Origin of the sequence: Pseudarthrobacter raffinosi (assembly GCF_023913735.1) — a bacterium.
Taxonomy (GTDB): Bacteria; Actinomycetota; Actinomycetes; order Actinomycetales; family Micrococcaceae; genus Arthrobacter; species Arthrobacter raffinosi.
In genome coordinates this window covers 54,464-75,332 of the sequence record NZ_JAMXBH010000001.1, presented here as the reverse complement: position 1 = coordinate 75,332, position 20,869 = coordinate 54,464, and the positions used below count along the sequence as shown (strand labels likewise).

The 20,869-nt window shown below is 65.4% G+C and carries 21 protein-coding genes and 1 pseudogene; 13 read left to right on the top strand and 9 right to left on the bottom strand.

Annotated features, from left to right (window positions below):
- Positions 1-63: 63 nt before the first annotated feature.
- Positions 64-591, top strand: a complete 528-nt coding sequence (locus tag NG698_RS00350; protein WP_252601221.1) for a hypothetical protein — start codon at positions 64-66, stop codon at positions 589-591.
- A gap of 3 nt (positions 592-594) precedes the next feature.
- Here the strand turns inward: NG698_RS00350 and NG698_RS00345 are convergent, their stop codons facing one another.
- Positions 595-2,007 carry an aminotransferase-like domain-containing protein gene (locus tag NG698_RS00345; protein ID WP_252607772.1) on the bottom strand — a complete coding sequence of 471 codons (1,413 nt, stop codon included), beginning with the start codon at positions 2,005-2,007 and terminating at the stop codon, positions 595-597.
- On the opposite strand from NG698_RS00345, the gene NG698_RS00340 reads away from it, so the two are divergent.
- Together NG698_RS00340 and NG698_RS00335 are read left to right on the top strand one after the other, a co-directional pair.
- A complete protein-coding gene (locus tag NG698_RS00340; protein ID WP_252607771.1) occupies positions 2,006-2,998 on the top strand; it encodes a DMT family transporter in 993 nt (330 codons plus the stop codon). The genes NG698_RS00345 and NG698_RS00340 overlap by 2 nt on opposite strands.
- Positions 2,999-3,002: 4 nt before the next feature.
- Positions 3,003-3,620, top strand: a complete 618-nt coding sequence (locus NG698_RS00335) for an FMN-binding negative transcriptional regulator (protein WP_252607770.1) — start codon at positions 3,003-3,005, stop codon at positions 3,618-3,620.
- Positions 3,621-3,731: 111 nt separating this feature from the next.
- Here NG698_RS00335 and NG698_RS00330 read toward each other — a convergent pair whose 3' ends face one another.
- On the bottom strand, positions 3,732-4,550 hold the full coding sequence (locus NG698_RS00330) for an SDR family NAD(P)-dependent oxidoreductase (protein WP_252607769.1): 819 nt from the start codon (positions 4,548-4,550) through the stop codon (positions 3,732-3,734).
- A gap of 140 nt (positions 4,551-4,690) precedes the next feature.
- On the opposite strand from NG698_RS00330, the gene NG698_RS00325 reads away from it, so the two are divergent.
- Positions 4,691-5,068 (top strand): TfoX/Sxy family protein, encoded by a 378-nt coding sequence (locus NG698_RS00325; protein WP_252601236.1) that lies wholly within the window; start codon positions 4,691-4,693, stop codon positions 5,066-5,068.
- A gap of 94 nt (positions 5,069-5,162) precedes the next feature.
- Here the strand turns inward: NG698_RS00325 and NG698_RS00320 are convergent, their stop codons facing one another.
- Together NG698_RS00320 and NG698_RS00315 are read right to left on the bottom strand one after the other, a co-directional pair.
- Complete coding sequence (locus NG698_RS00320; RefSeq protein WP_252601239.1) at positions 5,163-6,566, bottom strand: GntP family permease; 1,404 nt, start codon at positions 6,564-6,566, stop codon at positions 5,163-5,165.
- A gap of 47 nt (positions 6,567-6,613) precedes the next feature.
- Complete coding sequence (locus NG698_RS00315; RefSeq protein ID WP_252607768.1) at positions 6,614-7,174, bottom strand: gluconokinase; 561 nt, start codon at positions 7,172-7,174, stop codon at positions 6,614-6,616.
- Between the two features lie 191 nt (positions 7,175-7,365).
- Here NG698_RS00315 and NG698_RS00310 point away from each other — a divergent pair, with 191 nt between their 5' ends.
- Positions 7,366-8,100 (top strand): FadR/GntR family transcriptional regulator, encoded by a 735-nt coding sequence (locus NG698_RS00310; RefSeq protein WP_252601242.1) that lies wholly within the window; start codon positions 7,366-7,368, stop codon positions 8,098-8,100.
- Positions 8,101-8,194: 94 nt separating this feature from the next.
- Positions 8,195-9,949, top strand: coding sequence for an aa3-type cytochrome oxidase subunit I (gene ctaD / locus NG698_RS00305; RefSeq protein ID WP_374209871.1), 1,755 nt, complete (start codon positions 8,195-8,197; stop codon positions 9,947-9,949).
- 46 nt (positions 9,950-9,995) lie between these two features.
- Here the strand turns inward: ctaD and NG698_RS00300 are convergent, their stop codons facing one another.
- From NG698_RS00300 to NG698_RS00290, 4 genes and pseudogenes are all read right to left on the bottom strand, one after another.
- Positions 9,996-10,196, bottom strand: a complete 201-nt coding sequence (locus NG698_RS00300; protein ID WP_252607767.1) for a hypothetical protein — start codon at positions 10,194-10,196, stop codon at positions 9,996-9,998.
- A 53-nt stretch (positions 10,197-10,249) separates the two neighbouring features.
- A pseudogene (locus tag NG698_RS21900) lies at positions 10,250-10,396 on the bottom strand (IS1096 element passenger TnpR family protein); the annotation flags it as partial.
- A gap of 219 nt (positions 10,397-10,615) precedes the next feature.
- Positions 10,616-11,305, bottom strand: a complete 690-nt coding sequence (locus NG698_RS00295; protein WP_252607766.1) for a hypothetical protein — start codon at positions 11,303-11,305, stop codon at positions 10,616-10,618.
- 194 nt (positions 11,306-11,499) lie between these two features.
- Complete coding sequence (locus tag NG698_RS00290; protein WP_024365339.1) at positions 11,500-11,703, bottom strand: cold-shock protein; 204 nt, start codon at positions 11,701-11,703, stop codon at positions 11,500-11,502.
- Positions 11,704-11,962: 259 nt separating this feature from the next.
- On the opposite strand from NG698_RS00290, the gene NG698_RS00285 reads away from it, so the two are divergent.
- From NG698_RS00285 to NG698_RS00255, 7 genes are all read left to right on the top strand, one after another.
- On the top strand, positions 11,963-12,745 hold the full coding sequence (locus NG698_RS00285; RefSeq protein ID WP_252607765.1) for an alpha/beta hydrolase: 783 nt from the start codon (positions 11,963-11,965) through the stop codon (positions 12,743-12,745).
- Positions 12,746-12,793: 48 nt separating this feature from the next.
- The gene (locus NG698_RS00280; RefSeq protein WP_141139769.1) at positions 12,794-13,060 is read left to right on the top strand and encodes a type II toxin-antitoxin system Phd/YefM family antitoxin; all 267 of its coding nucleotides are present in this window, start codon (positions 12,794-12,796) and stop codon (positions 13,058-13,060) included.
- Positions 13,057-13,449 carry a type II toxin-antitoxin system VapC family toxin gene (locus NG698_RS00275; protein WP_252607764.1) on the top strand — a complete coding sequence of 131 codons (393 nt, stop codon included), beginning with the start codon at positions 13,057-13,059 and terminating at the stop codon, positions 13,447-13,449. Before NG698_RS00280 ends, NG698_RS00275 begins: the two co-directional genes overlap by 4 nt.
- A 159-nt stretch (positions 13,450-13,608) precedes the next feature.
- Entirely contained in the window at positions 13,609-15,051 is a 1,443-nt protein-coding gene (locus tag NG698_RS00270; RefSeq protein ID WP_252607763.1) for a DUF3375 domain-containing protein, read from the top strand.
- Positions 15,048-15,674 (top strand): DUF4194 domain-containing protein, encoded by a 627-nt coding sequence (locus NG698_RS00265; protein ID WP_252607762.1) that lies wholly within the window; start codon positions 15,048-15,050, stop codon positions 15,672-15,674. The genes NG698_RS00270 and NG698_RS00265 overlap by 4 nt, the downstream gene beginning before the upstream one ends.
- Complete coding sequence (locus NG698_RS00260) at positions 15,671-19,096, top strand: ATP-binding protein (protein WP_252607761.1); 3,426 nt, start codon at positions 15,671-15,673, stop codon at positions 19,094-19,096. Before NG698_RS00265 ends, NG698_RS00260 begins: the two co-directional genes overlap by 4 nt.
- Positions 19,086-20,348 carry a Wadjet anti-phage system protein JetD domain-containing protein gene (locus NG698_RS00255; protein WP_252607760.1) on the top strand — a complete coding sequence of 421 codons (1,263 nt, stop codon included), beginning with the start codon at positions 19,086-19,088 and terminating at the stop codon, positions 20,346-20,348. The genes NG698_RS00260 and NG698_RS00255 overlap by 11 nt, the downstream gene beginning before the upstream one ends.
- Here NG698_RS00255 and NG698_RS00250 read toward each other — a convergent pair.
- Complete coding sequence (locus NG698_RS00250; RefSeq protein ID WP_252607759.1) at positions 20,338-20,628, bottom strand: hypothetical protein; 291 nt, start codon at positions 20,626-20,628, stop codon at positions 20,338-20,340. The two genes, NG698_RS00255 and NG698_RS00250, sit on opposite strands and share 11 nt — an antisense overlap.
- Between the last annotated feature and the right edge of the window lie 241 nt (positions 20,629-20,869).

Here is a 20,869-nt window from a genome sequence, read left to right as displayed (position 1 = left end):
CCGGTTAAGGCCCGGGAGCCACGCTTGATTCACCCACCCGATATACGTTCGAAAGGAAATCCCATGAAAACAAACAGCATTACTCGCGGACTGGCGTTGTCGGCCTTTGCAGCAGCAGCCCTTGTGGCACCCGCGCAGCCGGCCTTGGCCGACGAACCGTTAATCCTCCCGGTCGGAGTCGGATGTGCCGACTTCAACCTCGGGGTGAGTGGGACGGGAGGCAAACTTCACACCAAGGAATTCTTCGACAAGGACGGCAACATCGTTCGAATCCTCACGGCAGGCAAGGGCGTCCTCCTCACCTACACCAACTATGGAACGGACCTAGGGAATCCGGTTGCGGGCAAGTCAGTCACGTTCCGGACCGATGGATCAGTGACGTCAATCAAGGTCAACCCGGACGATACCCTGACCTACACGGCCACGGGTCATCAAGGGCTCGTCATGTTCCCAGGTGACGTGCCAGCCGGACCGTCCACCACTCAGTATGTCGGAAGGATCGTCTTCAACGTCGACCTTGTTACAGGAATATTCACGTTGGTGAGTACCAAGGGATCGGCGGTTGATGTCTGCGCCAAACTGGCCAGCTGAGGCCTAGGCCCCGTTGCGTTCAATCGCCTGGCCAATAATCCGGGCGCCCTCGGGAAAGGCGCCCGGATTTGTCCCCGAGTAGTTAAGCCGGATGAACGGGCCTGCCGGTTCGGCCGGGAACCATTCGTTTCCCCCGGCGATGATCACCCCGGCGGTTTCACAATCGCGGGTCAGCCGTTCGAGGTCGGTCCCGTCGGGCAGCCGCGCCCACAGGTTCAGGCCGCCCTTGGGCACCTGCTCGATATGCGCCTGCGGGGCGTGCTGGCGCAGGCTGGTGACCAGCAGGTCCCGGCGTGATTCGAGCTGGTGGCGGAGGCTGCGAAGGTGCGTCTGCCACCCGGGCTGCGTCACGACGTCGAGCGCTGCCGCCTGGAGCAGCCCGCTGACGTACATCGATTCGGCCGCCCGGTCCGCCAGGATGCGCTCCCGCGCCGGGCCGCGGGCGATGACCGCGGCGACGCGGATCGACGGTGACACGCTCTTGGTCAGCGAGCGCAGGTAGACCACGTGGCCGGAGTCGTCGCGGGAGGCGACGGGCACGGGGTTGGAGGTGATGCCGAAATCGTGCGCCCAGTCGTCCTCCACAAGGAACGCCCCCTTCGCGCGGACCACGTCCAGGACCTGTTCACGCCGTTCGGCAGACCACTGCGCGCCCGTGGGGTTGGCGTAGTTGGGCTGCGCGTAGAACAGCCGCGCCCCGGACTCGTCAAAGGCGCGGGCCAGCTCCGCCGGGTCCGGTCCGTCCGGTCCGCTGGGCACCGGGACAACGCGCACGCCGGCCTGCGCTGCGGCCAGGATGGCGCCCCAATAGGACGGCGATTCCATGAGCAGCGGCTGTCCGCGGCCGGCGAGCGCGCTGAAGATGGAGCTCAGCCCGCTTTGGCTTCCCGGGAGTACGACGACGTCGCTCGGGTTCGGCGGGGTGGTCCCGGCCGGTGTGGAGGCACCGAGTTCGTGCGCGAACCACGACTGCAGTTCGGGCATTCCGGCCGCGGGCGGACGGAACAAGGCAGCGTCACCGCGGGCTGCCCGGGCAATAGCGGCCCGCACCAGCCGCTCGGGCAGGAGTTCGCGGTCCGGATAGCCGGAGTGGAAGGAGATGGCATCGTTGGCCACGTTGCGCATGGTGCTGGACGCCGGGGGCGGGGGCGCCAGCGGGGAACGGAGGGCCGCCGTCTGCCAGCCGTAGTCGGAGGGACGGGCGCTCCGGACGGCGCGCACAAAGGTCCCGACGCCGGGCCGGCTCTCGATCAGTCCCTGTGCCGTGAGCGTCTGCAGCGCCTTCTGCACCGTGACGGGACTGGCCTGGTACTCGGCCACCAACGAGCGCGTGGAGGGCAGCTTCGCACCGGGCGCGGCCGAAGAAATCCATTTCTTCAGGTGCGCCACAATCCGGGAACTGCTATCGTTGTTCATGAGAGACAATAGTAGCGCTACTACACTTATTCGGCCAGTGATACCGCCCGGCCAGCCCACCGGCCTCTGGTGGGGCCTCGCCGGAGTAGCGGCCTTCTCCTTCACGGTTCCTTTCACGAAGGTGGCCGTCGAGTCCCTGTCCCCGCTGTTTATCGGGTCAGGCCGTGCAGTCGTAGCCGCCATTCTCGCCGCCTTCGCACTCGCCCTCACCCGGCAGCGGCTCCCCCGCGGCACGCAGTGGGTCCGCCTCGCCGTGGTGGCCGGCGGCATCGTCGTCGGGTTTCCCCTGCTGACCTCCTTTGCACTCACCGCCACACCGGCCAGCCACGGCGCCGTCGTGATCGCCCTGTTGCCCGCCGCGACGGCAGTAGCTGCAGTTCTTCGGGGGCGCGAGCGTCCACGCCTGGCGTTCTGGCTCATCACCGGCGTGGGAGCGCTGGCGGCCATCGCCTTCGCCTCCATGCAGTCCGGCGGGTTCGGGCAGCTGCACTCGGCGGACCTGCTGCTCCTGGGCGCGGTGGTGGCCGCGGCCATCGGCTACGCGGAGGGCGGCCTGCTGGCCCGCGAGCTGGGCGCCTGGCAGACGGTGTCGTGGGCGCTGGTGCTGGCGTCGCCGCTGATGCTGTTCCTGGTGGCGGTGTCCGTGGCGCAGCAGTCGCCGTCGGGCACACCGGTCCAGTGGCTGGCCTTTGCGTACCTCGGCGTGGTCAGCATGTTCCTCGGCTTCTTCGCCTGGTACAGCGGCCTGGCCATCGGCCCCATGGCGCAGGTCAGCCAGATCCAGCTTGTCCAGCCCGTGCTGAGCATCTGCTGGGCGGGCCTACTGCTCGGCGAGTCGCTGACGTGGAGCACGATCGTCGGCGGCCTGGCTGTCATCCTCTGCGCGGGCGCCGCGGTCCGGGTCCGGCTCAAGCCGGCATCCTCGCAGCCCGCCGTCCCTCACCCTGCCGAGCCTCTCGCCACAAGAACCCTCGAACCTGCAAAGGATTAGCACCATGTACACGCCAGCCCATTTCGAAGCCGGCCCCGACGCCATCCAGGAACTACTCACGAGGCCCGGCGCAGCGAACCTGGTCACCATGACGCCGGGAGGCCTGCTCGCCACGCTGCTGCCGTTTGTTTACGACCCCTCGGTGGGCGAACACGGCGCGCTGCACACGCACGTCGCCAGGAACAACCCCCAGTGGTCCGAACCGGCCATCGGGGAATCCCTCATGATCGTCCAGGGCGCGGACGCCTACATTTCGCCGTCCTGGTATGCGTCCAAGGCCGAGCACGGACGCGTTGTGCCCACGTGGAACTACTCCACGGCACACGTGTACGGCCAGCTCGTGATCCATGACGACCCGGCCTGGATCGCCGGCCAGGTCAGGCGGCTGACCAACATCAACGAAGCAGACTTCGAGCACCCGTGGAGCGTGGATGACGCGCCGGAGCGCTATATCTCGGGCCAGCTGCGCGCCATTGTGGGCATTGAACTGGTCATCACCAGGATTGAGGCGAAGACCAAGCTGAGCCAGAACCGGTCCGCGGCGGATGTGGAAGGCGTCGTGGCCGGGCTCAGCGAACGCGGGGAGACAGAAAGCGCCGCCGACGTCGAGCGGGCACGCTGACCCGGTTCAGGCCCGGTCCAGCCCAACTAGGTAGCGCTAACTGTCGTTTTGAGGCCCCATAACGACAGTTAGCGCTACCTAGTTGGGATCCTGAACCCGGCACGCCAGAACCTAGCGGGCGACGAGCGCCTCGCTGGCCTCCCACAAACCCTGCGCCAGCTCGGCGTCGTACGCCTGTGCGTTGGCCTTGGCCAGGGCGCGCTTGGCGTAGTAGGCGCCGGAGATCCAGTCGGTGCCGGCGGTGCCGTTGCTGAGCCAGAGGAGGGTGTCGGCGCCCTGGTCCGGGGTGAGCATAAAGCGGTTGAGGAGCGTCTTGTAGGCGTGCCGCATGGGGCTGGTGGACTCTGCCGCGAAGTTGGTGCGGACCACGCCCGGGTGGAACGCCGCCGTCGTGATTCCGTGCTCGCCGAAGCGGCGGTGCAGCTCGGAGGTGAAGAGGATGTTGGCGAGTTTGGCGGTGCCGTAGGCGCGGTTGGTGGAGTAGGTGTGCTCCGATTTGAGGTCGAAGAGGTCCATTTTGCCGAAGCCGTTGGCCGCGCTGGCGGTGTTGATGACCTTGGCGTTGCTGGCGGTGAGGACGTCCATCAGCTCGGTGGTGAGCAGGAACGGCGCCAGGTGGTTGATCTGGAAGGTGGACTCGTTGCCGTCCACGGTGAGCTGGTGCTTGCCCATGATGCCGCCGGCGTTATTGGCCAGGACGTCGATCCGCTCGTAGTCGTCCTTCAGCTGCGCGGCGAGCGTGCGGACCTGATCCAGGTCGGCGAAGTCGCTGACGAAATAGTCGGCATTGAGCTCCTTCGCGATGGCCTGCGTCTTCTCCTCGGAACGGCCGACGACGACCACCCGGTCGCCTGCCTGCGTCAGCGTCCGCGCGGCTGCCGCGCCGATGCCGTCGCTGGCGCCGGTGATCACGATGGTGCGTTGGGTCAAGGGGTGTCCTTTGGTTGAGGTGGGAACCTGGGAGGTGAGTGCGGACTCCTGCAAGCCTAGCGGTACGGAAATTCTGTCCCAGTCGACTGAGCGGGCATAAGCTGCACAAAGAATCACACCGCAACCCTGGGAGAAGCACCATGGAGATGGCCAAAGCGTCCGACGAAGCCAAGGAGCGGTTCCGCTCAGTAGTGCCGGACAACCCCGAGGTGGTCGTCAAGCCGATGTTCGGCAACCTGGGCGCCTTCGTCAACGGCAACATGTTCGCCGGACTGTTCGGTTCCACCATCGGGGTGAAGCTCTCCGACGCCGACAGGCAGGTGCTCGAAAGCACGGAGCGGACCGTCCCGTTCGGCCCGGCGGAGCGGCCGATGGGCGGCTACACCGGACTGCCGGAGGTCTGGAACGCCGAGGGCGACGGCGACGACGCGCGGGCAAGCGCCTGGCTGGAGAAGGCCTTCGAGTACGTCGCGCAGCTCCCGCCGAAAGCGCCCAAGGCGGCCAAACCGCGCAAGTAGCGGCGGACCAGGAGTACGACGACGGCGGGGCGCCCAGAATTTCTCTGGACGCCCCGCCGTCGTACTTCAGTCAGCCGTGGCTGGAATCAGAGCGCTAACCCGCCACGCCAGCGAGCAGGAAGAGGACCGCGGCGATGGCGAAGCCCATCACACCGATGAGGGTTTCCATGACGGTCCAGGTCCGCAGGGTGGTCTTGACGTCCATGCCGAAGAAGCGGCCCACCAGCCAGAAGCCGGAGTCGTTGACGTGGGACACCACCACGGAGCCGGCTGCCACGGCGATAACCAGGGCGGCGATCTGCATGCCGGTCAGTCCGGCGGTGGCCACTGCCGGGGCGATGAGGCCCGCGGTGGTGGTCAGGGCCACGGTGGCGGAACCCTGGGCGATGCGCAGGATGGCGGCGATCAGGAAGCCGGCCAGGATCAGCGGGATGCCCAGGTTGCCCAGGACATCGGCCAGTGCGTCGCCAATGCCGGAGGCACGGAGGACACCGCCGAACATGCCGCCGGCGCCGGTGATCAGGATGACGGAGCAGACCGGCCCCAGCGAGGATTCGAGCAGCTTCTCGATGGCGCCAGCGTCCTTGCCGCGGCGGGCGCCCAGGACAAACACGGCCACCAGTACGGCGATCAGCAGGGCCACCGGGGTTTCACCGATGGTGCGCAGGACCTGGAACCACTGCTCGCTCTTGACCGAGTCGGACAGCACGCCGGAGGACGCAAGGGTGTTCAGGCCGGTGTTGATGAAGATCAGGACGAGCGGCAGGAGCAGCAGGCCGATGATGGTGCGGAAGCGCGGCGGGTGGGACTCGGCTTCAGCGCTGGCGTGGCCCAAGATTTCCGGCACCGGGAGGACCAGCTTCTTGCCGGTCCAGAGGCCGAACAGGTAGGCGGTGACGTACCAGGTGGGGATAGCGGTGATGAGGCCGGCGATCAGGACCAGGCCGATGTTGGCATCAAAGAAGGCAGCAGCGGAGACCGGGCCAGGGTGCGGCGGGAGGAAGATGTGCATCACGGAGAACGCACCGGCGGCCGGGAGGCCGTAGCGCAGCACTCCCCCGCCCAGGCGGTGGGCCACGGCGAAGACGACGGGCAGCATGACCACCAGGCCGGCGTCGAAGAAGATGGGGAAGCCGAAGATCAGGGAGGCGAGGCCCAGAGCGAACGGGGCACGCTTTTCGCCGAACACGCCGATCAGGTAGTCGGCCAGCACCTTGGCGCCGCCGCTGGTCTCAACGATGCGGCCGAGCATGGCGCCCAGGCCCACAAGGAGGGCCACGGTGCCCAAGGTTGTGCCGAACCCGTTGATCAGCACAGGAACTACCTGGTTGGCGGGGATTCCGGTGGCGAATGCGGTGGCGAGGCTGATCACGATCAGGGCGACGAGTGCGTGCATCCGCAGCTTGATGATCAGGAACAGCAGCACAACAATCGATGCCGCGGCGATGAGCAGCAGAGGTCCTGCGCCCAGCGTTTGGGTCCATCCTTCGATGACCATGATTCTCCTTTGAAACAGAACTACTTGGGGATTGGGGAAAATTGGGCTCAGCAGGCGCTGAGCTCCGCCTGGGCGGGAAGCGTGAGGCCGGGAAGCTCGAGGCCAGCCAGAACGGCGGTGACGATCTCCTCCGGGGAGTTGGAGATGTCCAGGCGTTGGCTGCCGGCGGCAAGTTCGTTGCCGGTCAGCGGTTCCAGGGTGGCCAGCTGGCTGGGCAGGAGCGTGGGCGGCATAAAGTGGCCTTCGCGGCCCTGCATGCGCTGGCCGATCAGGTCGGCCCCGCCGTCGAGGTGGATGAACAGGACCCGTCCCTGCGCGTCGGAGAGCAGCTCACGGTAGCTCTGCTTAAGGGCGGAGCAGGTGAGCACGGTGCTCTTCCCGGCAGCGGCATGGGCCGTCATCCAGCCCTGGATTTCCCGCAGCCAGGGCCAGCGGTCCCCGTCCTGCAGGGGAATGCCCTGGGTCATCTTGTCGATGTTGGACTGGGGGTGGAACTCGTCCGCTTCGGCACAGGCCCAGCCAAGCTGCTGGGAAAGAGCTGCCGCAATGGTGGACTTGCCGGAACCGGCAACGCCCATCACCACCAGGTGCGTGGCTGGATACCGCATATTTTACCTCCGAAGAAGACGCCGTTGGCTAAATGAAGAAAGCTCATTGCGCATCCCACACGGAACTGCGCCGGGAGATAAGGTATCACCATTTCTAACCATAGATACTATCTTTTGGTGTCACAAGTCATACCTTTGGGAATTTGTCGGTACGATTGGAGGGCGCACAGGCGCAGAGGAAAGCAGGAAAGATGTCGACGGCGACACCACCGGACGCGGATGACGCGCACGACGGCGGGGCCTCCCCCGCCATGCATGAACGCGTTCTCGAGGCGGTTGGCGTCGCCATCGCGGCAGGGAGCCTGCCTCCGGGCAGCCGGCTGACCCTTGAGGGCCTGCAGCGGGAGTACGGCATTTCCCGCACCGTTGCACGGGACACCATGAAGGTCCTGGAGTCCATGAACCTGGTGTATTCGCGCCGGCGGGTGGGCATCGTGGTCCAGGAGCGCAGGCTGTGGAATGTCTTCGATCCCAAGCTGGTGCGCTGGCGCCTGGGCTCTGTCCGGCGCGATATTCAGTACAGCAGCCTCACGGAGCTGCGCATCGCCGTCGAGCCCATTGCAGCCGCAGGTGCTGCCCGCCGGGCGAGCGCCGCGGAACGGGCCAAGCTGGTTGCCCTGGCTGCAGAGCTGCGGCGACTGGGTGAGGCCGGCGAACTCGAGGCGTTCCTGGCCGTCGACATCGAGTTCCACTGCCTGCTGCTCCAAAGCTGCGGCAATGAGATGTTCACCGCGTTGGAAGGCATGGTGGCCGAGGTGCTCACCAGCCGGACCCAGCAGGGCCTGATGCCCTTCAAACCGCGGAACGAAGCCTTACAGGCCCACGAGGATGTTGCTGCAGCGGTGGCCCGTGGAGACGCGGTGGGGGCGGAGACCGCCGTCCACCACATCCTGGACGAGGTCCGGAACGCGATGGGCCTGCACTGACTCTTTCGGGATGCCGCGTTAGTGAGTAGCCTGCAATTAGGGGCTCATGCAAAGGGCCCATAGCTGTCATGCAGAAGTATCTGTGAGGTGGAAGATGGCCATCACTGGACATTCACGAATGGGGACCGGCTCAACCGCTGCTCCTGCGGTAGTACCCCGGCGCAAAGGCGCCATGGTGGTCAGCTGGATCACGTCCACTGACCACAAGGTCATCGGGTACATGTACCTGATCACGTCGTTCGTCTTCTTCTGCCTGGCTGGAGTTATGGCCCTGCTGATCCGGGCCGAGCTCTTCGAACCTGGCATGCAGATCCTGCAGACCAAGGAGCAGTACAACCAGCTGTTCACGATGCACGGCACCATGATGCTGCTGATGTTCGCCACCCCGCTGTTCGCCGGCTTCGGCAATGTCATCATGCCGCTGCAGATCGGCGCCCCCGACGTCGCCTTCCCGCGACTGAACGCCCTGGCCTTCTGGTTCTTCCTCTTCGGCTCCACCATCGCCGTCTCGGGCTTCATCACCCCGCAGGGCGCTGCGGCGTTCGGCTGGTTCGCCTACGCGCCATTGAACAACACCACATTCACTCCCGGCGTCGGCGGTGACTTGTGGGTCTTCGGCCTGGCACTGTCCGGATTCGGCACCATCCTGGGCGCCGTCAACTTCATCACCACCATCATCTGCATGCGCGCCCCCGGCCTGACCATGTGGCGGATGCCCATCTTCACCTGGAACACGCTGGTCACGGCCATCCTGGTGATCATGGCCTTCCCGCCGCTCGCCGCAGCACTGTTTGCCCTGGGGGCGGACCGTAAGTTCGGTGCCCACATCTATGATCCGGAGAACGGCGGCGCGGTTCTGTGGCAGCACCTGTTCTGGTTCTTCGGACACCCCGAGGTGTACATCATTGCGCTGCCGTTCTTCGGCATTGTGTCCGAGATCTTCCCGGTCTTCAGCCGCAAGCCGATCTTCGGCTACAAGGGCCTTGTCTACGCGACCATCGCCATTGCAGCCCTGTCCATGACCGTGTGGGCACACCACATGTACGTGACCGGTTCGGTACTGCTGCCGTTCTTCGCCTTCATGACCATGCTCATCGCCGTACCTACCGGCGTGAAATTCTTCAACTGGATCGGCACCATGTGGGGCGGATCCCTCACCTTCGAAACCCCCATGCTCTGGAGCCTCGGTTTCCTCATCACGTTCCTCTTCGGCGGCCTGACCGGGATCATCCTCTCCTCCCCGCCGCTGGACTTCCACGTCTCCGATTCGTACTTTGTCGTGGCGCACTTCCACTACGTGGTGTTCGGCACCGTGGTGTTCGCGATGTTCGCAGGCTTCTACTTCTGGTGGCCAAAATTCACCGGCAAAATGCTCAACGAGCGCCTCGGAAAGATCCACTTCTGGATGCTGTTCCTGGGATTCCACGGAACCTTCCTGATCCAGCACTGGCTAGGGGTCATGGGCATGCCCCGCCGCTACGCCGACTACCTGGTGGAGGACAACTTCGCCTGGATGAACCAGTTCTCCACCATCTCGTCATACCTTCTCGGCGCCTCGATGATTCCGTTCTTCTGGAACGTCTACATCACGTGGCGCAGCTCAGAGCGCGTTGAGGTGGATGACCCGTGGGGCTTCGGCGCCTCGCTCGAATGGGCCACGTCCTGCCCGCCGCCGCGCCACAACTTCACGTCCCTGCCCCGGATCCGTTCAGAGCGTCCCGCCCTGGACCTCCACCATCCGGAGCTCAGCGTTCGCGCGCACGAAACCACGCACAGCCCGGCCGCGGCCGCCCTGGGTGCTGCGGATATCGGCGAAAAGGACGTACGCAATCCAAACCCGGACGAGTGACCGGGGATTGAGCCTGCCAACCTCCGGTGGTTGAGCCTGTAGAAACCTAAACCAAGCGGCCCACAGCCTGGACCGCCAGCAGGAACTTCACGCCGCCGTCGGTTAGCAGTGCCCTGTCAAGAGGCCCCACTTTGGGCGCCGTCAGGTGCAGGCACTCGAAGTTCCAACGCACCACGCGGTTGATGTCGCTGACCCACTCGTCCGGGATGGGATGGCCGGACCGGGTGACAAACCCGGCGGCCAGCATGGCGCATCCGCGTGTTCCGGATGCTTCGGGTCCGCGACGATCTGCAGCAGTCGCTGGTAACCGCGGGGCCCGCCGAAGGCCTCCACGGGTCCGCGGTTGGCGCCGTCGACGCACAGCAGTTCCCCGGCCGGAAGGTCCGCTGAACCAAACACCTCCACGTGATGCGTCCAGCTATCGCCAAAGTCGTACTCGTATTCCAGCGCGCTTCCCGGCTTTTGGGCATCCAGCAGTTCGGAAAGGACGACGCCGGAGCCGGCTCTGCGTCCAGATCTTCCGTGAGGTCCTGGGGACCCACAATCTCCCGCGGCTTTCCGGCGCGGTCCTTCCAGCGGATGGCGTAGAGGTGGCTGTTTTCCCAGCCGAAGGCGGGAACGGAAAGTTGCATGGAGGCAGTCCTGCAGGGTGCGGCCGGGGATCCGTCATGGTGCAGGCTCAACGGACTCAACTGACTCAACCGCATAGGGTTTGGTGGCCGACCGCCGCAGCGGATGACGCAGGCGCACCTGGTACGGACCGTTCCGGAACGTGGCGCGGGGGTCCAACTGGACAAGCACGAGTGGTTCGTCGCTGGCGGAGTCCAGCCGCACCACCATGCCGTCACGCCGCCCGTCCACCCACAGCGGGGTAGCCGGCTCCACGGCGGTTTCCTTAAAACGTTCCCGATATTCCTGCCCTGCGGCCAGGAAGAGTATCCCATGGGCCAGCCCAATGACTTTCAGCGGGACCACGGCGTCAGGCGGTGGGGGTTCGGGGGTGGGCCGGGCTTGCTGGTGGTATTCCTGCGCAGCTGACGCCCTGGCTGCCTTCGCGTGCCGGTTGCATTCCGCGCACCGGGTTCGCTCCCCCACAGCGGCCAACAGGGTCACTAGCAGTCTTCTGGGGGCGTGGTCCCAGCAGTCGGCCACCACCGGACACCACGCCGTGTGATAGACCGTCCCGTATTTCATCACATAGACCTGGTCATCGCCCAGTACGGGCAGCCCCTCCCGGCGGGCGGCGGGCTCCACCGGATTGAGCTCGCCGAGGCCTCTGGTCTCTGCCTGGGCGGGGCGGCTGCCGTTGACGAACTTGCGGATGAGCGGACTGAGTTGACGTTTTGGTATTGGCACGAAGTGCGGGCCTCTCTGTGCGGCGGGATGGACTCGATCACCCCCCTGCTTGCCCACTGACTATCTTGAAGGGGTTTCTCGGAAGTTGCCAGTCGGGCGCTTTGAAGCACATCCGGGTTAACAAAAGCAGGGCCGGTCTAATGACCGGCCCTGCTTTGAAAATGAAACCCTAAGGCCCCAGAATCTCTAAAGAATTAGAGTGCCTGGATGTTGACGGCCTGGGGACCCTTGGGGCCCTGCTCGGTTTCGAAGGAAACCTTCTGGTTCTCTTCGAGTGAGCGGAAGCCGGAAGAGGCGATCGCGGAGTAGTGAGCGAAAACGTCCTGTGAGGAGTCATCGGGGGAAATGAAGCCGAAGCCCTTTTCAGCGTTAAACCATTTGACGGTACCAGTAGCCATTATTTTTGTCCTTCGTGAAGGTGGAGGAAAAGTCCCGACTTTCGGGTCCTCCGGTGTGGGGTGTTCAAAACCGCTACTTCAGAAAGACGCGGACTTTCGACCGCGCGTACTGCCTGAACTACCAACCGCATAAACACAACAACAGGATCAACACTACAGGAGATTTTCCGAACCATTTACCACCGGCCAACGAGACGGGTGGTTGAGCCTCCAGTATCCGGTGGTTGAGCCTGTCGAAATCCAGGCGTACCGTTCTCCCATGGGACCAATTCGGGCCATCCTTCTACCGGGCGCTGTACTCCCCGCCCAGGCCGCCTTCGGCGGACTCATCGCAGCCCTCGGGCCGGATGTCCAGGCAATCGCCAAGGATCTCGAGCTCTACGCGGACGATGGGCCGCCGGCGGACTGGAGCCTGGACACAGAGATCGACGGCGTGCTGCGCGAAGCCGATACCCGGGGATGGGAGACGTTCCATCTGGCGGGCTATTCAGGTGGCGGCGCGGCGGCGCTGGCGTTCGCTGCCAAGCACCCGGGCAGGCTGCTGAGCCTGGCGCTGCTGGAACCTGCCTGGGCCGGGAACTGGGACTGGAGCCCTGCGTACACGGAGCTCCGGAAGAAGTACGAGCAGTTGGAACCCCTCCTGCCGGAGCAGTTCATGTCCGCCTTCATGAGGCTGGGAGTTAAGCCCGACGTCGTCCTTCCGCCGCCGCCGGATCCCCCGCCGCCGTGGATGGCCAACCGGCCGGCGGGTATCAGGGCGTTCCTGCGGACCTTCAAAAACTATGACCTGGAGAGGGCGCGTTTGGCTGCCTTTCGCCAGCCCGTCTACTTCGCCTTGGGCGGCCTGAGCAATCCCAATGACTACGGCGATATCGCCAGCCGGCTGTCCAGGGTCTTCTTCCCGGACTTCCACCTGGAAGTGTTCCCCAAGCGCCACCATTTCGATCCGCCACACCGGATCGAGCCCGAGCGGCTGGCTGAATTGCTCCGGCGGCACTGGGAGCGGGCGGTGGTTGAGCCTGTCGAAACCCACGGTGGTTGAGCCTTACGCTCAGACGCAGCAGTTGCTACGCTTGCTACGGAGGTAACCATGGCGACCATTCCACACCGGGAACTGCGCAACCAGAGCAGCAAAATCCTGGAGCGCGTTAAGAACGGCGAAACCATCGACGTCACAAACAACGGCGAGATAGCCGCTACATTGATTCCGCCGTCGGCGTCGCCCTTTGAGCGGTTGCTGCTGGCGGGCCAGGTCCGCCCAGCCGCCAAGGGGCCGGTCGATTTCCAGACGCTGCCGCGCGTCCCGTCAGAAGCCGGCACTGCTGAGATCCTGGCTGACCTCCGCGGGGACCGGTGATCATCTACCTGGACACGTCGGCTGTCCTCAAGCTTGTGGTCGAAGAGCCAGAATCATCCGCGGCCGCCCATTACCTCTCAACCGCGGCAGCCCAGGGCCACCAGCTGGTGGCTTCGATGCTCCTCTATACGGAACTTCATTGCGCGGCCCATCGCCGCGGATTTCCCGGCGAGCCCGTCAATACGGTCCTGGGAGCCATTAACCTGGTCGATGTTGCCCGCTCGGACCTTATGTACGCGGCGGCCCTGCCCGGCATGCTGCGAAGCGCCGACGCCATACATCTGGCCGCAGCCATCCGGCTGCAGTCCGACTTAATGGTGGCGTATGACGCCGAGCTCCTGGCCGCCGCCGTCGATGCGGGCATCAACGTCCTGTCCCCCGGTGGTTGAGTGCGCCCGGTGGTTGAGCTTGTCGAAGCCCTGGATCTCGACAGGCTCGATCACCGGGCTTCCGGATCTCGACAGGCTCGATCACCGGGGACGACAAGTTCGATCACTGTCTCCGTCCCCGTGTAGCTTAGGAATAACAGCACCCTGCATGAGGACGCCATGGATTTCTACGCCATCAACGCACTGCGTGAGAACCACGCAGGGTGGTCCCTGCTCCGCGCACAGAACGCCCCGTTGGCCGTCAGCTTCTTCATCAAGGCCTTCACCGGACCCAACCAACGGGACATCGGCCGGCAGGAGCTCATTGACCACCTCGATGATGTCCTGTTCGGCCTCCGTGAAGTCTTCGGCGAGGACAAGTATCCTAGGCCGGCCGGTGAGTACCTGGATGAGTGGGCGGCCCCGGAACGTGCCTGGCTGCGGAAATACTACGTCCCCGGCCAGGACGAGCCGCGCTACGATCTCACCGCCGCCGCCGAGGACGTGGTCCGCTGGGTGGAGAGCCTGAGCGGGCGGGACTTCGTGGCCACCCAGTCCAGGCTGACCAGCATCTTCGCCGTGCTGAAGGCCCTGGTCCAGCAGTCCGAGACCGACCCGGAGGTAAGGCTCGCCGAGCTCCAGCGCCAGCGGGACGGGATCGACGCCGAGATGCAACGGATCAAGGACGGCAACATCCGCGTGATGACTGCGCCGGAAGCCCTGGACCACTTCCAGCAGCTGACCACCCTGGCCAAGGACCTGCTCTCCGATTTCCGTGAGGTGGAGCAGAATTTCCGGAAGTTGGACCGGCAGGTCCGCGAACAGATCGCCACCTGGGACGGCACCCAGGGCGAGTTGCTTGCCTCCATCTTCGCCAACCAGCAGGACATCAGCGGCTCCCTCCAGGGCCGCACATTCCAGGGCTTCTGGGACTACCTGATGTCCCCGCAGCTGCGCACCGAACTGCGGGACCTGCTGCAGCGGGCCACCCAGATCGACGCCCTCGCCAAACTCGACAACTTGCACGCCGTGACCAACCTGCACCAGGACTGGCTACCCGCCGTCGAGCAGACCCAGGCCACTGTCCGGCAGCTCTCGCAGCAGATGCGCCGGCTCCTGGACGACAAGGTGTTCCTGGAAAACAAGCGCATCATGCAGCTGGTCAGGAGCATCGAATCCGGCGCGCTGGGCACCCGGGAGGTGCCGCCGTCGGGCGTCTTTATGGAGATCGCGGCTCAGTCCGTCGAGGTCGCGCTTCCCTTCGAACGGCCGCTGTATGAGCCGAGCCGGCGGATCATGGTGGACGACGTCGTGGTGGCGGCAAATGATGCAGAAGTGGATGCCGGCGCCCTGTTCAGCCAGTTCCATGTGGACACGGAACAGCTGAAGTCCAATATCGACGACGTCCTGGCCGGCGCCGAGCAGGCCACCCTCGGCGAAGTAGCGGCCGCGCACCCTCTGTCGCAGGGACTGGCGGAGATCGTGGCCTACTACCAGCTCGCCACCGAATCGGACTGGGCGTCCATCAACCCGGACGAATCACAGCAGTTGTCCTGGCAGCTCCCGGACGGCAGCATCCGGGAAGCCACCGTCGAACAGATCATCTTCGTGAGGCCGGCATGACCACCACAGACGCAGCCGAAACACACACGCCGGAGGAACTTCCCGGCGTCGTCACCAAGCTCTTCAAAGGCGTGGTCTACGCCGAGACGGACGAGAAGATCTGGCAGTCGCTGCTGGGCCTGTCCTCCCATGTCCGCGACTACGTGGCCGTCCTGGGCCTTGACCTGATCCTGGACGAGTCCGAGGGCTACGCGTTCCTGAAATCCCGCGAGGACCCGGACGGCACGCTGCCGCGGCTGATCCCCCGCCGCCCGCTCACCTTCAACGTCAGCCTCCTCCTGGCGCTGCTCCGCGGCCGGATGCTCGAATTCGACACCAACAGCAGCGAACTGCGCCTGATCATGACCGAGCAGGACATCGCGGACATGGTGGCCGTCTTCCTGCCCGAATCCAGCAACGAGGCTCGGATCCTGGACCAGCTCGGCACGAACATCAAAAAGATCGTGGAGCTGGGCTTCCTGCGGAAACTGCGTGGCCAGACGGGCACTTACGAGGTGGCCCGGATCCTGAAGGCCTATGTGGATGCCCAGTGGCTGGAGGAATTCGACGCGCGGCTGGCCGACTACCGCGCCTCGCTCACCGGAGCCACCGCCACCGGCCCCAAGGAAGAGGACCGCACATGACCACCGACACGGCCACTGCCATTAAGGGCGCCACTGACCAGCAGGAGATGCTGTTCAGCCTCGATGAAAAAGCGGACGACGCCGGCACTCCCCCGGGGTTCCGGCTGCACCGTCTGGAGCTGCTCAACTGGGGCACCTTCCATCAGGAGGTGCGGACGTTCCGGCTGGACGGTTCGAACAGCCTGCTGACCGGCGACATCGGCTCCGGGAAGTCGACAGTGGTGGATGCGATCACCACCCTGCTGCTTCCGGCCAACAGGATCGAGTACAACAAGGCGGCGGGTGCACAGAAGAAGGAACGCACCCTGATGTCGTACGTGAGGGGTTTCCACAAGAGCACCCGGAGCGCCGGCGGCGAATACTCCAAGCCCGTGGCGCTGCGCGGCACCGGCAAGCTCACCGTGGTTCTGGGCGTCTTCCACAACGCCGTCCTGGGCAAGTCAATCACTCTGGCCATCACCCTCTGGGCCACCCAGGAAGCCGGCCAGCCGAACCGCTTCTACTCGCTGGTGGAGGGCGAGCAGTCCATCGCCGGGGACTTCGCCAACTTCGGCCAGGACCCCGCGAAGCTGAAGAAGCAGCTCCGGGCCGCGGGGGCGTCCATCCATGAAACCTTCGAGCCCTACGCGGCGGCGTTCAAGCGGCAGTTCGGCATCAGCGGCAATCAGGCCATGGAGCTGTTCCACCGCACGGTGTCCATGAAGCAGGTGGAGAACATCACCAACTTCGTGCGCACCAACATGCTCGAGGAAGACGACGTCGAAGCCCGGATCGGCAACCTCATCCACCACTTCGACGACCTGAAAAAAGCCCACGACGCCGTCCTCCGCGCCAAGGACCAGATCGCCCTGCTCACCCCCATCACCGAGGGCGCGGCCCAGCACACCGCCCTGAGCCGGGACGATGAATTCGCCCGCCAACAGCGGGACCAGCTGCACCCGTGGTTCACGGACCGGAAGCTGCAGCTGAGCATCGAGCACCAGACGGAACTGCAGAACACCGGCCTCCGGCTGCAGGAGGACAGCGGCAAACTGGCCACCGAAATCACCCAGCTGCGCCTCGACCTGGCCGCCGTGAAGGAAGATATCCGCGGCAACGGCGGCGGCCGGCTGGCCGCCATCGAGGCGGAGGCCGCGCGGCTGGGCGAAGAGTCCCGGTCGCAGCGGGTTCGCTTCGAAAAGTATGCCGAAGCCGCGGCAGAGCTCGGTCTTCAGGCCCCGGCCGACCGCGTCCAGTTCGACGCCAACCGGGCCCGGCTCACCGACGTCGAAAAGGACCTCGCCGCCACAGCCAACGACGTGCAGGACACCCGCACCGAACTAACCATGACACGCACGGTGCTCACCGGCCGCGCCACCGACATCGCCGCGGAGCTGACCAGCCTGCAGGCGCGCCCCAACCTGCTGCCGCGCCCCCAGGTGGAGCTCCGCCGTCGGCTCTGCGACGGGACCGGCATCCAGGAATCTGACCTGCCGTACGCCGGCGAGCTGCTGCGCGTCCGCGACGGCGAAGCGGCCTGGGAAGGCGCCGCCGAACGCACCCTGCGCGGCTTTGCGCTGTCGCTGCTGGTGCCGTCGGAGCACTACGCGGCGGTGAGCGGCTGGGTGGATGGCAACAACCTGCGCGGCCGGCTGGTGTACCTGAAGATCGGCGAATCGTACGCTCCGAAGCCGGCCGAGGCGGGCACGCTGGGGGCGAAGATCGCCATCAAGCAGGGGACGCCGTTCCGCAATTTCCTGCTGGATGAGCTCGGCAGCCGCTTCGACTATTTCTGCTGCGACACCCTGGAGGACTTCCGCCGCCGCTCCAAGGCCCTCACCGCCAACGGCCAGCTCAAGGGCGGCCGCGGCCGGCACGAGAAGGACGACCGGCAGGATCTGTCCGACCGCCGGAACTACGTCCTGGGCTGGGACAACCTGGACAAGATCAGCCGTTTCCGGGCCGAGCAGGACGACGTCCAGGGCCAGCTCAGCGTGGTGGCCGGCCAGCTGTCCCGGGTCAACGATTCCCTGGGCGCCATCGGCCGGCAGAACCAGCAGCTGGGCATCATCGGGGCAGTGTCGGACTTCGCCGAGCTCAGCTGGCAGCTCACCGCACGCCGCATCGAGGAGCTCAAGGCGGAGAAGGCCCAGCTGGAGTCCACCAGCGATGTGCTGCGGCAGCTGACGGCGAAGGAAGCCGAGCTCACCGGAAAGCTGGAACGACTGCAGGTGCGGGCCGATGATGTCCAGCGGCGGATCGGCTCCAACGAGGGCTCAGCCAAGGACATCGTCGAGGCGATCGAGGACTGCCGCGACGTCCTGCTGGAGACCCCGTTGACGGACGACGGCGGCGTGCTGGCCGCCGTCGCAAGGCTCGCCGCCGCGGAACTCGCCGGCAAACCGCTCACCTACAAAAACACCGGCACCATCGAAAGCTCCGTCCGTTCCGGGCTGACCGACACCATCGACGCACTCTCCAAACAGATCGCCCGGGCCGCCGAGAAGACCGTCCGGCTCATGGCCGAGTTCCGGAACAAGTACCCGAACGAGACCACGGAGATCGACGCCGCCCTGGAGTCCGCCAGCGAGTTCGGCAAGCTGCTGGAGCAGCTGGTCAGCAACGATCTCCCGCGCTTCGAGGCCCACTTCAAGGAGTCCCTGAACCAGAACACCATCCACGAGGTGGTGGCGTTCAACGCGTTCCTGGACAGCCGCCGCCAGGACATCGTCAACCGGATCGGCGAAATCAACCTCTCCCTGGCCGGGATCGAGTACAACACCGGCCGGCACATCCAGCTGGAGCACCAGAACAGCACCGACCTCGACGTGCGGCAGTTCGGCCTGGACCTGCGCGCCTGTTCGGAAGGCACCATCGGCGACGATGACCAGTACTCCGAGCAGAAGTACCTGCAGGTGGCGCGCCTGATCGAGCGGTTCCGGGGCCGCGACGGCTACACCACCCTCGACGAGCGCTGGACCGCCAAGGTCACGGACGTCCGGAACTGGTTCACGTTCTCCGCCTCGGAAAAATGGACCGAAACCGGCGAGGAATTTGAACACTTCACCGATTCGGGCGGCAAGTCCGGCGGCCAGAAGGAGAAGCTCGCCTACACCATCCTCGCGGCCGCCCTGGCCTTTCAGTTCGGGCTGGCGTCCGGCAAGAGTGCGGGCAAGAACGCGGGGAGCGGGCGGAGCTTCCGGTTTGTCGTCATCGATGAGGCGTTCGGCCGCGGCTCAGACGAGTCCGCCCGGTACGGGCTGGAGCTGTTCCAGCGGATGAAGCTGCAGCTGCTGATCGTCACGCCCCTGCAGAAGATCCACGTCATCGAGCCTTTTGTGTCCCATGTGGGTTTCGTGGCCAACACCAACGGCGACGATTCGCAGCTGCGGAACATGACCATCCAGGAGTACCGGGACGAGCGGGACCGGCGTGCCGGCTGACGCACGCGGTCTCGGCTGGACCACGCTGGCAGACCTGCGGGCGCAGTCGAGGAAGGCCTGGGGCAGCGGGGCGCTGCTGCGAGAGGTGCTGGAACCCGGCGGACTGTACCCCCGCCGTCGTCCGTTGAAGCGTCCGACGGCGGTGGCTCTCTTACGCGATTATGCGGCGGCCCGCGCGTGGGCGGCTGAGCTGGCTGCCGCCGTCGGGCATTTCAGCCTGGAAACCGCGGAGGTGGGCCGCACCACGGTGGGGGCCAACCAGCTGCCCGCCGCGGCGGTGTTCGCGTCCGTGGAGGACGAGATCGCTTTTACAGGCAGGATGAAGGACGCCGCCCGGTTTGTGGAGCTTGCCGGCGGGTTGTCAGCACTGGATCCTGCGTTCCGCGGGTGGGCGCTGAAGCGGCCGTTGAAGCTTTTGGAGCTCGGGGCTGATGTGCTGACGGCTGCCCGGGTGGCGCTCTGGCTGCGGGACCACCCCGAGCCGGGGTTCTACGTCCGGCAGCTGAGCCTGCCCGGCGTGCACACCAAGTTCATCGAGAACCACCGGGCTGTTGTTGGCGAGCTGGCATCGGAGCTGCGGGCGGACGTTGTTGATGTTTCAGATGCCAAGGAGGACGGGGGCCTGGCTGAGACCCCGGCCGCGCCCGGTTCGTTGCTCGGCTTGACCCCGGCCCGGACGCCGGCGGCGCGCTTTGCTGCGGCGCACGGCTTCCTGCATCCGCCCGAGCTGGTCCGGTTCCGCCTTCTGGATCCCGGCATGCAGCTGCTTGGCCAGGCGCGGGACCTGACCGTCACCGCGGAGGCGTTCAGCACCCTGCAGCTGCCCACCAGCACAGTGATGATCACCGAGAACCTGGTCAACTTCCTGGCCGTCCCGGAGCGCCCGGACGCGCTGGCCGTCTATGGGGGCGGTTATGGGTTCTCATCGCTGCGGGATGCCGGGTGGCTGCGGAACTGCGAGGTCCTCTACTGGGGCGACCTGGACACCCATGGGTTCCGGATCCTCGACCAGCTCCGCGCGGTCCACCCGCACGTGGTGAGCCTGCTGATGGACGAAGCCACGCTGCTGGCCCACCGCGATGCCTGGGGCAGTGAGCCGTCGCCGTCGAAAGCTGTGTTGACCCGGTTGACCGCCGAGGAGTCGGCGCTCTACGACGGGCTCCGCAGCGACGCCTACGGTATTGCGGTCAGGCTGGAGCAGGAGCTGATCCGCTGGAACTGGGCGCTGGAGCGGCTCGATATCAGTCGCTGATACTGCTCACGGTGACTTCGAATTCTTCCACCGCAACGATCTGCGTTTTTTCCGCCTCGCTGTTCTCCTTGCGGATCTTGTTTGCTTCCTGCCGGCTGGCAGTCATCGCTTCCTCGGTATCCCAAAGCGTGATGGAGATGGCCTTGTCTATTTCTTTCCCGCTCAGGTAGTAGATTCCCTTGCAGCCGGGGATCTGACGCACCCTGCTGACGATGTCTTCCGTAGGGGTGTCTGAGACCGTCTCGGGGCCGGTCTTGTACGTGCTGACTCTAGCGAACATCGGTTTTTCCTCCCGTAGTCACTGCGCGGAACCGCTGGCCGGCTCCCCGTTGCGACACAGGGAACCAGTCCGTGCGGCAGGAACCTGGTGTTGCCATCCGTAGCAGATGTCCTCCGGATGGCGGTTCCTTCCATTAGTAAGGACCGGCCAAGGTCCAAAAGCAAGGCCCTGAAACTGGCCAGCTATGACTGCTGGCAGTGCGGCGGGTGACAGGAGTAATCTCTCTTGCTTAGGGACGGGG

What these genes read in the sequence shown, in the direction of transcription:
- NG698_RS00320 (WP_252601239.1), bottom strand. Translation starts at nt 6,566, where the DNA reads ATGGTCATCGAAGGATGGACCCAAACGCTGGGCGCAGGACCTCTGCTG.
- NG698_RS00290 (WP_024365339.1), bottom strand. Translation starts at nt 11,703, where the DNA reads ATGGCTACTGGTACCGTCAAATGGTTTAACGCTGAAAAGGGCTTCGGC.
- NG698_RS00340 (WP_252607771.1), top strand. Translation starts at nt 2,006, where the DNA reads ATGAGAGACAATAGTAGCGCTACTACACTTATTCGGCCAGTGATACCG.
- ctaD (WP_374209871.1), top strand. Translation starts at nt 8,195, where the DNA reads ATGGCCATCACTGGACATTCACGAATGGGGACCGGCTCAACCGCTGCT.
- NG698_RS00310 (WP_252601242.1), top strand. Translation starts at nt 7,366, where the DNA reads ATGTCGACGGCGACACCACCGGACGCGGATGACGCGCACGACGGCGGG.
- NG698_RS00280 (WP_141139769.1), top strand. Translation starts at nt 12,794, where the DNA reads ATGGCGACCATTCCACACCGGGAACTGCGCAACCAGAGCAGCAAAATC.
- NG698_RS00325 (WP_252601236.1), top strand. Translation starts at nt 4,691, where the DNA reads ATGGAGATGGCCAAAGCGTCCGACGAAGCCAAGGAGCGGTTCCGCTCA.
- NG698_RS00300 (WP_252607767.1), bottom strand. Translation starts at nt 10,196, where the DNA reads ATGCTGGCCGCCGGGTTTGTCACCCGGTCCGGCCATCCCATCCCGGAC.
- NG698_RS00260 (WP_252607761.1), top strand. Translation starts at nt 15,671, where the DNA reads ATGACCACCGACACGGCCACTGCCATTAAGGGCGCCACTGACCAGCAG.
- NG698_RS00335 (WP_252607770.1), top strand. Translation starts at nt 3,003, where the DNA reads ATGTACACGCCAGCCCATTTCGAAGCCGGCCCCGACGCCATCCAGGAA.
- NG698_RS00345 (WP_252607772.1), bottom strand. Translation starts at nt 2,007, where the DNA reads ATGAACAACGATAGCAGTTCCCGGATTGTGGCGCACCTGAAGAAATGG.
- NG698_RS00285 (WP_252607765.1), top strand. Translation starts at nt 11,963, where the DNA reads ATGGGACCAATTCGGGCCATCCTTCTACCGGGCGCTGTACTCCCCGCC.
- NG698_RS00350 (WP_252601221.1), top strand. Translation starts at nt 64, where the DNA reads ATGAAAACAAACAGCATTACTCGCGGACTGGCGTTGTCGGCCTTTGCA.
- NG698_RS00250 (WP_252607759.1), bottom strand. Translation starts at nt 20,628, where the DNA reads ATGTTCGCTAGAGTCAGCACGTACAAGACCGGCCCCGAGACGGTCTCA.
- NG698_RS00270 (WP_252607763.1), top strand. Translation starts at nt 13,609, where the DNA reads ATGGATTTCTACGCCATCAACGCACTGCGTGAGAACCACGCAGGGTGG.
- NG698_RS00315 (WP_252607768.1), bottom strand. Translation starts at nt 7,174, where the DNA reads ATGCGGTATCCAGCCACGCACCTGGTGGTGATGGGCGTTGCCGGTTCC.
- NG698_RS00265 (WP_252607762.1), top strand. Translation starts at nt 15,048, where the DNA reads ATGACCACCACAGACGCAGCCGAAACACACACGCCGGAGGAACTTCCC.